The following is a 12,560-nucleotide window of genomic DNA, read 5'->3' on the forward strand; positions in this document are numbered from 1 at the left end:
TGGAGTTGAGGGCGGGAGATTAGTCCCGCCTTTCTTTCTTGTTAGCTGAGTGGGAGTGCGTCGAGTGCGGATTTGGTTTTGTCGTAAAGGATTTTGGTTTCGGCGTGTTGTTGGCGCAGGCCGTCGACGATGTGCGCGGGGGCTTTGGCGAGAACGTCGATGTTGCGGTGGTAGAGGACTTGCATCTGGACTCGGGTGATCGGGCGCTTGCATCTTGTTGTCAACAGTCGGTCAGTCGAGGGGCATTTTCAAGCTTGGTGCGATGGGGTCTATAATCCCCGTTCCATAAGGAGGATTTGGCTATGGCTACAGATGACAAACAGACCATGGAGAACAAACAAATCGCGGAGAGGTTCATGGAGGAGTGCTGGAACCAAGGGAAGATGGACTCGATCCGCGAACTTGTCGCAAGCGGATGCAAGCTTCATGACCCGGTTTTTCCCGCTCTTACCTCGGGAGCGGATAACCTGAAGCGGCACATTGAGATGTGCAGGATCGGGTTCCCCGATATCAAATTTTCAATCGACGATACGATCGCTGAACGAAATGAGGTTGTGAATCACTGGACGACTCGAGGGACTCACAAGGGAGAGTTCCTTGGTCTGGCTCCGACCAACCGCACGGCCACGGTCTCGGGCACCTCGATCCATCGGATAGAGGGCGGAAAGATCGTCGAACAGTGGTCGGATTGGAACCTGATGACCTTGATGGAGCAGCTTGGACTTTCCACCACGCCCCAGACAGCGGAAGCCAAAGCGCGCGTTTGATGGGCAAAAGCCTGCGGGCCTCGCGGGTTCGTCGCGACGGGAGTTCTTGAGGTTTTTTTGCAGCTAGACGGAGGGCAGCGAATCCAGCGCTGCCCTTGTTTTGTCGTGCAAGGTCCTGGTTTCGGCGTGTTGTTTGCGCAGGCCATCGACAATGTGGGCGGGGGCTTTGGACATGAAGGTTTCGTTGTTGAGTTGCTTGTCCGCGGAGGCCAGGCCCTTTTCGTACTTCGCGAGGTCTTTGGTTAGGCGTTCGCGTTCAGCGGCTACGTCGATCTGGCGCTCGTAGATTACGGCTACGTCGAAGTCGGCGGTGGAGCGGGCGTTGCTGCCTGTAAGAGATTCGCTGGCGAACTCTACAGCTGCAACGCGGGCCATGCGGGAGAGGACGTCGGCGTTGGCGTCGGCGAGTGCTATGACGCGATTGCCTGCGTGGATGGTGATTGGGGTGGATTCTTTTTCGGGGACGCCGAGCTCTTTGCGCAGGCCGCGTACGGTGACGATGAGATCCTGCAGGGTCTTCATCGCGCTCTCGGCTACTGGGTCGGCGGGGAAGTCGTTGGCCTGCGGGTAGCGAGTGAGCGCGATGGATTTCGCGGGAGGCTTGCCTTCGTAGAGCGCGTGCCAGATCTCTTCGGTGAGGAAGGGCATGAAGGGGCTGAGGAGACGCAGGGCGCTCTCAAAGACGCCTACGAGTGAGGCTAGGGTGAGCGCGGTGGTTGGGTTTTTCTGTGCGCCTTCGGTGAAGTCGAGACGGAGTTTCGCGAGCTCGAGGTACCAGTCGCAGAACTCTCCCCAGAAGAACTGGTAGATGGCGTTGGCGGCTTCGTCGAAGCGATAGTCGGCGAGGGCGCGATCGACTTCCACAGAGACCGCTGACAGGCGCGAGAAGATCCACCGGGTTTCTAGTGGAGTGTCGTCGGGGAGCGAAGGGACGGTGCCGCTCTCGCGCATGGTCATGTTGTAGCCGGCTTCGCGGGCGCGGTCGACGTTCATGAAGAGGAAGCGGGCGGCGTTCCAGATCTTGTTGGCGAAGGCGCGGTAGCCTTCGGTGCGGGCTTCTGAAAAGGCGATATCGGTGCCGGGGGAGGCCATGCTGGCGAGGGTGAAGCGGACGGCGTCGGTCCCGAAGCGCTCGATGATGTCGATGGGGTTGATGACGTTGCCCTTGGTCTTGGACATCTTCTCGCGGTTGGCGTCGCGGACGAGGCCGTGGATGTAGACCTCGCGGAAGGGGACGGCGTCTTTCAACTCGCGCTTGCTGCCGTCGGGCATGGGGACGTCGAGCATGAAGTGAGTGCCGAGCATGATCATGCGGGCGACCCAGAAGAAGAGGATGTCGAAGCCGGTGACCAGGAGCTGCGTCGGGTAGAAGGCGGCGAGATCGGGTGTGAGATCCGGCATGCCGGTGTCGGGGTTTGGATTAGGCCAGCCGAAGACGGTGAAGGGAAGCAGGCCGGAGGAGAACCAGGTGTCGAGGACGTCGGTCTCCTGCGTGATGTCGGCGGAGTTGCAGGTGGCGCAGTGCGTCGGTGTGTCGCGAGAGACGGTGATGGCGGTGCAGGCTTTGCAGTGCCACGCGGGAATGCGATGGCCCCACCAGAGCTGGCGGGAGATGCACCAGTCGTGGATGTTCTTCATCCACTCGTCGTAGGTCTTGCGGTACTGGTCGGGCGTGAACTTGATGTAGCCCTTGTCGACGGCTTCGATGGCCTTGTCGGCGAGCGGCTGAATCTTGATGAACCACTGTTGCGAGAGGCGGGGCTCGATGACGACGCCGGTGCGTTGCGAGAGGCCGATGGCGTTGGTGTGCTCTTTGACTGCTACGAGCAGGCCCTGGGCTTCGAGGTCGGCTACGATGCGTTCGCGGGCGGCGTAGCGGTCTAGGCCGTGATAAGGCGAGCCGGCGAGGAGGACGTGCGCGGTCTCGTCGAGGATGCTGGGGCTGGGCAGGTTGTGACGCTGGCCGATGGCGAAGTCGTTGGGGTCGTGCGCGGGCGTGACCTTGACGGCTCCGGTGCCGAACTCGGGCTTGGCCCAGTCGTCGGCGAGGATGGGGATCTCGCGGTCGGGTTGGCCGTTGACGCCACTGAGAGGGAGGCGTACGAGTTTGCCTTGCAGGGCGAGGTAGCGCTCGTCGGTTGGGTTTACGGCCACGGCGACGTCACCGAGCATGGTCTCGGGGCGCGTGGTGGCGATGACGATTGAGCCAGTGCCGTCAGCTAGCGGGTAGCGGATGTGATAGAGCTTGCCGAGGCGCTCCTCGTGCTCGACTTCGAGGTCGGAGACGGCGGTCTGGGCGACGGGGTCCCAGTTGACGATGTAGGCTCCGCGATAGATGAGGCCCTGCTCCCAGAGGCGGACGAAGGCCTCTTTGACAGCGGGTGAGAGCTTCTCGTCCATGGTGAAGTACTCGCGGGCCCAGTCGACGGAGGCTCCGAGGCGCTTCATTTGGTCGAGGATTGCGCCGCCGTAGAGCTCGCGCCAGGCCCAGACCTTTTCGACGAAGGCTGATCGGCCAAGTTCCTGGCGGGTCTTGCCTTCTTCTTTGAGCTGGCGCTCGACCATCATCTGGGTGGCGATGCCGGCGTGATCGGTGCCGGGGACCCAGAGGGAGGTCTCGCCGCGCATGCGGTTCCAGCGGGTGAGAATGTCCATCTCCGCCTGGTTGAGCATGTGGCCCATGTGGAGGCGGCCGGTGACGTTGGGGGGCGGCAAAAGAATGGTGAACTTCTTTTGCGCGTCGTGCGTAGTTTCGGGGGTCGGAACGTCAAACAGATGTTCCTTGACCCAGTACTCGGCCCAGCGTTGTTCGATAACGGACGGATCGTATGCTTTTGGAAGTTCCTGGCTCATCGGTGCTTTAAGGGTAGCATTGAGCGGCCTTCCTCGCTGATGCGGGCGATTTGGCTGAGCTCCAGGAAAAACGGCAGACCGAAGGCATCGATCACCGTACACTAGCCCACGAGGTTTTTCATGCGTAGACTGCTGTTCGCCGTTGCTCTGTTGACAGTTGCTTATACACCCGCCTTTGCCCGATCTTCGGAGGATCGCGCCAGTGTTGGAAACGATATTACGATTGCGGATGGAGAGACAGCGGGGGATATCGCCTGTGCGTTTTGTACGGTGCGAGTGCACGGTGAGGTGAAGGGCGATATCGCTACTTTCCTGGGATCGGTGATAGTGGATTCCGGGAGGGGTATCTCGGGTGATGTGGCTTCGCTTGGCGGCGATCTCGAGATGGGCCAGGATGCGTCAGTCGGTGGCGATGTAGCGATTGCTGCGGGAGAGTTGAAACTGGGTAACGGGGCTGCGATTCATGGGGAGCAGACGGTTCTGCCGGGACGCGTATGGCTTCTGCTGCCGCTCGCTCCGTTCCTGATCCTTGCGGGGCTGATCTGGCTGATCGTATATATCGTTCGGCGCAACCGGTACCAGTTCCCGGTTTATCCGAGAGGGCGCGGATTCTGAACCGGGCTGTTGGGGCCAAAGCTGGGTACGGTTACGAAGATCAGGGAACCTGTCTCGTGGTGTATGCGTACCACCTCCTGCATGCTGTTGTCTTCTGGGGGAACTTTGCCGAACTTTGCGCTCCGCAGCCTCGTCGTTACGCTTCTTTTTGCCTCGGCCGCGCTGGCTCAGTCGCCGGGCAATCGAGCTTATGTCGGCGAGGACATTTATGTCGCTTCGGGCCAGCAGGTGCACAATGCGATGTGTATCTTCTGCTCGGTGCAGGTGGAGGGCGACCTGACGGGACGCGTCATTGTGCTGTTCGGCAGCCTGAACGTGACCGGACATGTGGAGAAGGGCGCCACCGTGCTGGGGGTAACGCGGTGGTCGATTCGCAGGCGCGGATCGGCGGCGATACCACGGTGTTGGGCGGTAACGCGGTGTACGAGAGTGACGAATCGTTCGGGGGAAGTGCCTATGTGCTGGGCGGGCATCTCTCGCATGTGCCGCTGGCGCACGGACAAGTCAGCGCGCACCCACGAGTCTCGTTGAGCCCGTTGTTTTCGATTTTGCTGGGAGTGCTGGTTTTGCTGCTGCTTTCGGCATTGTTTGTGCCGCAGGTGCGGCGGCGCATCGCAGTCAATCAGACCTCCTGAATGGAGGGGGTTTCGAGACAGAAAAAGGATGCGGCTTGTGGCTGCATCCTTTTTGGCTTTCCTGTGACCGCTTGAAGCAGGCAGTTAGAAGGGGTTCAGCTTGTTCAAGCCCTTCTTCTTCTTGTGCTTGCTGTCGGACTCATCGCTCTTATCGAACTCTGGCTTCTTGTTCTTTCCGTTGGCGTTGCCTGCCTGTGCTGCGGACTGGGTTCCGGGCTTGATATCGTTGACCGCGTCGAGGGCAGCCGCGGCCTTTTCAGCCGCGGGAAGAGGGGTGGAGTTCGTCGGTCCGACTACCTTCAGGCCGCCGTTGTCGGGTACGGTGGTTCCGGAGGCGCCTGAGTTGAGAATCTCGACTCCGCCGATGCGGCTGCCAGAAGAAGCAGGCGGCGTTGGCGCAGCGCCCGAGATGCTGGTCGTCGACGATGCTCCGCTGGCGGCACCGCCGTCGGCAGCAGGGACGTCCGACAGGGCCAGCGGCGCGGCGGGCGCAGCCGGAGCTGAAGTGTCTGCTGCGGGAGTGGCTGCATCGGCCGTTGTCGTCGCGGGCTTCGCAGCGGCAGGTGCGTTGGGAGTCAGCGCGTCATTGAAGTCGGTCTTGATCTGGTTCACGACGTGGGGTGCGATCGTGGGAGCGGGGTCGGCGAGGGTCGGCTCTCCGTCACGAGCTGCCATGACAACGTCTGGCTGGTGAAGGACGAGGAGACGTGCTCGATCCTGCAAACGGTACTGCCTACGACTGTTTTCGAGCGCGACGCTGGCAGCAATCTGTTCGGGTGTGGGCTGCGGAATCTTGACGTTCATCGCATCGAGACGGTCGCGAGCGTCTTCTACGTGGGGCGAGGCCGAGTGCTCGAGAATCACCTTACTGTAGGCGTCGATGGCCTGGTCGTCGTAGATCTTTTCGAGCTTTGCCTTGCCGGCTTCGGGGAGCTTCATGGTGCGAACGAACCGCGCTTCAGCCTCATACGCATCGCCGAGACCGACAAGAACGTCGTCCATGTGGCTGTACTGCGGATAGGTATCGACCACGGTCTGGAAGCGTGCGATTGTCGCGGGATAGTTGTTGTGGGTCTGGTAGAAGGCTGCGATGTTTGCTTCGCGGGTGGCCATGACCTCCTGCACCTCGCGCAGCCTCTGCTTGGCCTGAGGCACCAGAGTGGATTCGGGGAACTGCTGCAGCATCAGGCGGTACTCTTCTTCGGCGTGGACGGCCTTGGCGTAGTCGCGGTCGGGCTTGTCCATCTGACGGAAGTAGATGTCGCCGACACGCATCTGGGCTTCAGCAGCCTCTGGTGCGTTGGGGAAGAAGGTAATGAAGTCCTTGTACTCCTGCTCGGCCTGGGTGAGGGCTGCGGTGCCGCCCTCCTTGTACCAGCTGTCGCCGATGGCGAGCTTGGCCTTCATCTGATATTGCGAGTCAGGGTAAGTGTTGAGCAGCGTCTGCAGGTCGAGACGGGCGACGTCGTAGTGTCCGCGCTTGGTCGCGTCGACGGCTTTATCGTAAAGGACCTTGTCGGGAAGCTTGGCGTCGGGCTTATCGGCCGGCTTCATAGTCTTTTCTTTGCGGAGCTCTTTTTTGGTGTCCTTGGACGGGACGACTTTGTCTTTTTTGTTATCCGGGGTTGCGGAGAGGGTCACGCTCTCGTGCTGCTGACCGGTGGCGTCGGTGGTCGTCTGGGACGAGCCGGTCACCTGTGCCAGGGCTCCGAGCGAGCCGAACATCAGGCTGGCGATTGCGACTCCGGCCAGCGTACCGGCCCTGAGAGTTGGAAAGAAAGAACGCTTGTTCATCCGCTGTAGACCCCATCCGCCTCGCGCGACTGGGCGCTCAGGCTGTGTTCTATTCTAATCGTTCCTGTCTGAACCTTACTACTCGCGCGACTTCGGCCGCGCTTATGCCACTTGTACAGAGCCGGCTGCCCGGGCGATTTTGAGAAATTCCACGGCGTTCTGCTCGGTTTTGCCGGGGCGGAAGATGGCCGAGCCGGCGACGAGCATGTCGGCTCCTGCTTCGACGACCTGGGCGACGGTATCGTGAGCGACGCCGCCATCAACTTCAATACGAAAGTTGAGGCCCATCTCCTCCCGCAGTTCGGCCAGATGGGCGATCTTGTCGAGCGCCAGGGGCAGAAATTTCTGACCACCGAAGCCGGGATTGACGCTCATGACCAGCACATGGTGCAGCATCGGAAGGACTTCTATCAACGTATCGACCGGAGTCGCGGGGTTGAGGACGACGGCAGGGAGCATGCCGTGGAGGACGATCTGCTGGAGGGTGCGGTGGAGGTGGCGGCAGACCTCCTGGTGGACGCTCATCATGTCGGCGCCGGCCTCGGCGAAGTCCTGGATGAAGTCGTCGGGATTATCGACCATCATGTGGCAGTCGAGGGGGAGCCTGGTGATGGGGCGGAGGGCCTTGACGACGGGTGGGCCGAAGGTGATGTTGGGGACGAAGTGGCCGTCCATGATGTCGACGTGGAGGAGGGTGGCTCCGCCGAGCTCCACGAGGGCGACTTCGTCGGCGAGGTGGGCGAAGTCTGCGGCGAGAATGGATGCTGCCAGTTCGATCACGGGGTTCGCTCCTGAGTAGAGTTTACCAGTGGCGCAGCGAGTGACCCGGCCTGTGATCGCCGGAGGGGTTCGTGAGCCATTGGAGTCTTACGGAGTTTCGTTCCATAGCTTGAGTTCGGCTGCTTGCGGCGCTTGTTCCACGCGGCTTTCGGAGCTGGCCTTGGCTCCGAAGATCATGGTCGCTCGGCTTTGTTCGTTGTACAGCGGCCACGCGGGAAGTCCTGGCGCGGCTGGAGTTTCGCCGCGGATGAAGGCGGACCAGGCGGCATGCATCTGCTTGCCCAGGGCGGCTTCAGATGCGGCATCCGCAACCTGCTTGTTCGGATGATTCCAGACCATGCCGACATCGAGCGAGTGATAGGCGTTGCCTTTGAGCCTGCCGCTGGTCTCCTGGAACTCCAACTCGTAGACGTACGCGCTGCCGCCGCCTATGAGATGCGCCTCTGCGACCCGGATGGAAGGGATCCAGTACTCCTCTGCCGTGACGGCGCGAATACGGAGCTGCTCGACGCTGAGTTGGGGATAGATGTCCTTGTACTGTTGATAGACAGCGTTGAACTTTTCGACGCTCATGTTGCCGAGTTGAATCGGCATTGGATCTTTCGCAGGATGCGGACCGATGAAGATAGCGCTCTCTTCTCGGTTGGTGCCGATGAGTAGCCTCTTGCCACGAGTTGAACCGCTGGCGATGGTTTCGACGGGAAGTTGCGGGATAAGAGTTCCATCGAGCTCGGCGCGTAGCGGGAAGTGCTGCGGCCAGGTTTCGATGAACTGCTGCTGGGCCTGGATTAATGCGGTTCCTGCTGCCGTCTTCAGATTCGCTATGGTGTTGCCGGACTGCTTCTGCCAGAGATCGCCGAAACCTTTTGAGATGTCAGCGCTCGCCGCACGATCCCAAATACGTTCGGCTCCGCCGCTTTCGGAGATCATCTGGTGAAACAACGGCTGGGCTGACGGGATGCCCATCAACGTACCGGTCAGCTTGGCTCCCGCAGATTCACCGCCAATAGTTACGCGAGCAGGATCGCCGCCGAAAGCACTGATGTTCTCCTGTATCCACGAGAGCGCGGTCATCAGGTCACGCAGTGCGTTGTTCGCGGTTCCGGCGTATTGCTGACCGAGGAGGGGTTCGTAATCGAGGAAGCCGAAGACGCCGAGGCGATACTCGACGGAGATGCTGATGATGCCTTCGCGGGCAAAGTCCGTGCCGTCATACATAGGCTCGAAGGCGTGACCGTCGGTGAAGCCTCCACCGTGAATCCATACAAAGATGGGGAATGGTCCGCTGCCTTCGGGCGCCCAGATGTTCAGGTAGAGGCAGTCTTCGCTGTGCGGCACCTCCAGCTGTTTATGCTGCATGGCGGCGGCGGAGAACTTAGTTGCATCACGTTCGCCGTTCCAGGGCGCCACTTTTTCCGTTGGGAGAAAGCGCAGAGGCCCCACAGGTGGTTCGGCGAAGGGAACGCCGCGGAAGACGCGGACTCCATCGCTGCTTTCGCCACGCAAGGTTCCGACTGGTGTGCGAACGATGGTGGGCGTGACGGCAGTGTATGCGAAAAGATGTCGGGTGCTGAGAGAACATGCGGCCAGGGAGGTGTTTGCCAGGAAGCTTCGACGAGTGATCATAGGCATCGTCGATCAGTGTAGCTGCCCGAACTCCATACGGTTCAACTTCGGTCTCCGATCCTGAGAACGACAGGCACGATATCGGCAACTGCCTCGAACGAACGACTGACCTTCCAGCGATCTCTCGGCTGCGTCGCCACACCGCGTGATCAGGGCTTAGGCAACCGTAATCCCATGCTCCTCCGCAGAGGCGAGGGTCGACAGCAGATTGGTCATCTTCAACAGATTCCGCAACTGCTTGCCGAGGTGAAGCAGCTGGAACTCGCAACCTGCGCCCTTCGCGTGAGCATACAGCCGCACAATCGTCCCCAGCCCCATGCTGTCCACATAGGTCAGGTCTTCGAGATCGAGCACCAACACCTTGCTGCTGGAGGCGACTGCTTTCAGTTCCTGGTAAAAGCCATCCGTGAGACCCGCCACCAAGCGACCGTGGCACTTCACAACGGCAGTTTCACCTTCACGTTTAACGTCGTAGGTAAGCGGTTTAGCGGCTACTTCTTCGGGCATCTGGCAGCTCCATGGAGCAAGAATGAATACAGAGAGACAATAATCCTACCGGAGCATTCTTGCATACTGTCACGCCCTCTGTCGGGACGAGCTTGCCATGTTCGACAGCTTTCCAGGCTACCTGCTAACGAGTCTTCGGCAAAACGGGCACGACTCTTTCGACGTCTGGGCGGCCTTCGTGGAGGATTTTGGTTTTGATGCCCGTTGCGGCTTCCTTGGCGGCGTCGCGTTGGGTTTCGGCCATCGGCCTGGGATCGCCGAGGACCATGCGGGCAGCGCCGCGGAGGATCTTGCGGATGGGCCATGCGCCCTTGTCGCCTCCGTCTTCGTTAGGGAAGAAGATCTCGCCGTTACGCTGCTTTTCGGGACGATAGTACCAGCGGCGCAGGAGCGAGAGATGGTCGCTCAGAAGAGCGAGATCACTCGATGGTTCGGCTCGTTTTTCGAGGAGAGATAGGACGTAAGCGGCGCGATTCTCCGGCGAGTCGGAGGCGGTGAACTCGCCTTCGAGCGGAACGGCCTGCAGCATGAGAGGTTGCGCGAAGAGGGAGCTGCCGACGCTGGTCTGCTCGCGAACGGCGCGGACGCCTAGAGTGGAGAGGCGCTCGGGGCCGATGATGCACCCGCCGTTGAGGAGGAACGCGGCCGCTTGTTCCGCGTGCTCCGTCTCCTGCGCGGCTGTCTGGACGATGATCGCTTTCAGTCGCGGGATCGGGCGTACGATCCAGTCGGCGAGCGCCTGTGCCGCTTTTACCTTCTGCCATTGGGCGTGCAGGGCGGCGGCCTTCTCGAACTTCATCGCGGAGGAGGCCTCTTCGCGCTCGAGGCCGATGGCGATGATCATGCTCTCGCCGCGGGTGTCGAAGAACTTCTTTACGGCTGCGGACTCGGCGGCATACTCCTCGGGGGTGCAGGCCTGTTTGCAGGGCTCGATGCACTTGTTCATCTCGCCGTAGACGCAGCCGGGGTGGTCCGGGTAAGGCGCGAGATCTTCGTAGCAGCGACGGAGCTTGAAGAGATCGAGTACAGCGTCGCAGTAGCGCTCGGCGGCGAGGCGCGAGGGGAAGGGACCGTACATCTGGGCGAGGCCGCGTTTAGACAATTTGTTGGTGGAGTAGACGCGAGGGAAGGCGTTCTCCAGGGTCATGCGCAGAAAATAGGGCGTGTGGAGCTTGAGGCGGCGGCGGGCCTCGGTGTATCCAAACTGGGCGGCGGTGGCCTGATAGAGGACGAAGGAGGATTCGAAGGCGGAGCCGGTGACGCAGTACTCGATGCGTGCTACTTTTTCGCGGAGGTTGAGGCGCTTGGACTGCGACTCGGGCGGATCGAGCAGACGACGCATGCGACGGCGCAGATCTGCGGTCTGGGTGAGGTACGGTGCGTCTTCTTTGCGTGCGCCGCAGAGGGCGAAGACTCCAGGGAGGGCGGGGATTGTGCGGAGGATCTCGTCTGCCTGGCCCGGGCGGAAGTCTAGAGCGTGTTCGAAATGGAAGCTGGTTGCCACATCCAGAATTGTAGTCGCGCTTATCTGATGATGCGCTACAACTTACGCTCCGGCGATCATCATTCCTTCGATGCGCATGGTGGGGGCGGCGCTGGCTCCGCGGAAGATGAGGTCGTTGCCGATGGCGACGATGTTTTTGTACATGTCCTTCAGGTTGCCGGCGATGGTGATCTCTTCGACCGGGTAGGCGAGCTCGCCGTTCTCGATCCAGAGGCCGCTGGCGCCCTGGGAGTAGTCGCCGGTGACGAGGTTGACGCCGAAGCCCATGGTCTCGGTGACGTAGAGGCCGGATTTGATGTCGCCGATGATCTGCTCGGGTGTGAGCGTGCCCGCTTCGAGAAAGAAGTTGCCTGCGCCAATGCCGGGGTTGCCGGCGAGTCCGCGTGAGGCGTTGCCGGTGGACTTCATGTTGAGCTTGCGCGCGGTGTAGGTGTTGCTGACGTAGTTTTTGAGTATGCCGCGTTCGACCAGCACGGTGCGGCGCGTGGGCAGACCTTCGCCGTCGAAGGGGCGGGTTCCGAAGCCGCCGATGCCTGCTCCATCATCGAAACGGTGAATGATGGTGCCGTCGTCGATGACGGTGATGTTTTCGCCGGCGACCTGCTCGCCCAGCATGCCGCTGAAGAACGAGGCGTTGCGGTAAATTGCGTCGCCGTTGGCCGCGTCGAAGATGTTGCCGATGATGGAGCGCGCGATCTCGGGCGAGAAGACGACAGTGGCTTTTTGCGTCTTGACCTGGCGTGCGCCTAGTCGCTTGAGGGTGCGGCGTGCGGCTTCGTGGCCGATCTCTTCGGGGTTCTCGAGTTTTGTGACGGTGCGAGAGTTCGAGAACCAGTAGTTGCGCTGCATGTTGCCCTTCTCGTCGTGGGCGATGGGCGCGGCGGAGAACCCGCAGTAGCTGCGGCGGTACTCGCCGGTGAAGCCGCGGGAGTTCATCAGGATCTTGTGCGAGGTGGAGGTGTCGAAGTCGCCGCCGCCGGAGTTCTGGATGCGCGCGTCGTAGGACAGGGCGGCGGCCTCGGTGCGGCGGGCGATCTCGATGCGCTCGGCGGGCGGCATCTCATTTACGTCGTCGAAGTATAGATGCTGATCTTCTTCGATCTTGCCGAACTCGTGTGCTTCGGGCAGGCCGGCGAAGGGGTCTTCGCTGGTGATCTTGGCCAGCGTGATGGCTCCTTCGACGAGGCGCGCGATACTCTCGCTCGAAAAATCTGAAGATGAAGTGCTCGCTGTGCGCTGGCCGATGAACACGCGCAAACCAACTGCTCGAGAGCCCGATTCTTTCAGGGTTTCGACCTGTCCCAATCGCACGAGCGCTGAAAATTCGTCGCCTTCGTAGACGACAGCCTCGGCATCGGTGGCTCCAGCCTTGAGGGCGTGGCTGAGGACATCGGAGGCAAGCTGGCGGAGATTCGTGGTCGTCTGGGTTGGCATGGTCTCTTCAGGATAATTGGTTTCGAGCTGACTTTTCTGACGGCT

The 12,560-nt window shown here is 61.0% G+C and carries 11 protein-coding genes; 3 read left to right on the forward strand and 8 right to left on the reverse strand.

The features are described from left to right. Positions 1–41: 41 nt before the first annotated feature. Positions 42–185 (reverse strand): hypothetical protein, encoded by a 144-nt coding sequence (locus tag RBB80_RS10490; RefSeq protein WP_433968124.1) that lies wholly within the window; start codon positions 183–185, stop codon positions 42–44. Positions 186–302: 117 nt separating this feature from the next. Here RBB80_RS10490 and RBB80_RS10495 point away from each other — a divergent pair, with 117 nt between their 5' ends. Further along, entirely contained in the window at positions 303–767 is a 465-nt protein-coding gene (locus RBB80_RS10495) for an ester cyclase (RefSeq protein ID WP_433968125.1), read from the forward strand. A gap of 63 nt (positions 768–830) precedes the next feature. Here RBB80_RS10495 and RBB80_RS10500 read toward each other — a convergent pair whose 3' ends face one another. Further along, on the reverse strand, positions 831–3,620 hold the full coding sequence (locus tag RBB80_RS10500) for a valine--tRNA ligase (RefSeq protein WP_433968126.1): 2,790 nt from the start codon (positions 3,618–3,620) through the stop codon (positions 831–833). Positions 3,621–3,740: 120 nt separating this feature from the next. Here RBB80_RS10500 and RBB80_RS10505 point away from each other — a divergent pair, with 120 nt between their 5' ends. Next, positions 3,741–4,235: a hypothetical protein gene (locus RBB80_RS10505; RefSeq protein WP_433968127.1), complete on the forward strand. Its 495-nt coding sequence runs from the start codon at positions 3,741–3,743 to the stop codon at positions 4,233–4,235. Between the two features lie 63 nt (positions 4,236–4,298). Beyond that, positions 4,299–4,766, forward strand: a complete 468-nt coding sequence (locus RBB80_RS10510; protein WP_433968128.1) for a hypothetical protein — start codon at positions 4,299–4,301, stop codon at positions 4,764–4,766. A gap of 188 nt (positions 4,767–4,954) precedes the next feature. Here RBB80_RS10510 and RBB80_RS10515 read toward each other — a convergent pair whose 3' ends face one another. From RBB80_RS10515 to RBB80_RS10540, 6 genes are all read right to left on the reverse strand, one after another. Further along, entirely contained in the window at positions 4,955–6,664 is a 1,710-nt protein-coding gene (locus RBB80_RS10515) for an outer membrane protein assembly factor BamD (RefSeq protein ID WP_433968129.1), read from the reverse strand. Positions 6,665–6,766: 102 nt separating this feature from the next. Next, a complete protein-coding gene (gene rpe / locus RBB80_RS10520; protein WP_433968130.1) occupies positions 6,767–7,444 on the reverse strand; it encodes a ribulose-phosphate 3-epimerase in 678 nt (225 codons plus the stop codon). 87 nt (positions 7,445–7,531) lie between these two features. Then, positions 7,532–9,070 carry a carboxylesterase/lipase family protein gene (locus RBB80_RS10525; protein WP_433968131.1) on the reverse strand — a complete coding sequence of 513 codons (1,539 nt, stop codon included), beginning with the start codon at positions 9,068–9,070 and terminating at the stop codon, positions 7,532–7,534. A gap of 156 nt (positions 9,071–9,226) precedes the next feature. Then, a complete protein-coding gene (locus RBB80_RS10530) occupies positions 9,227–9,577 on the reverse strand; it encodes an STAS domain-containing protein (protein ID WP_433968132.1) in 351 nt (116 codons plus the stop codon). Positions 9,578–9,701: 124 nt separating this feature from the next. Further along, positions 9,702–11,081 carry an excinuclease ABC subunit C gene (locus RBB80_RS10535; RefSeq protein WP_433968133.1) on the reverse strand — a complete coding sequence of 460 codons (1,380 nt, stop codon included), beginning with the start codon at positions 11,079–11,081 and terminating at the stop codon, positions 9,702–9,704. Between the two features lie 42 nt (positions 11,082–11,123). Beyond that, positions 11,124–12,515 carry a TldD/PmbA family protein gene (locus RBB80_RS10540; RefSeq protein WP_433968134.1) on the reverse strand — a complete coding sequence of 464 codons (1,392 nt, stop codon included), beginning with the start codon at positions 12,513–12,515 and terminating at the stop codon, positions 11,124–11,126. Between the last annotated feature and the right edge of the window lie 45 nt (positions 12,516–12,560).

It is taken from the genome of Tunturiibacter gelidiferens (assembly GCF_051013345.1).
Lineage (GTDB): Bacteria > Acidobacteriota > Terriglobia > Terriglobales > Acidobacteriaceae > Edaphobacter > Edaphobacter gelidiferens_A.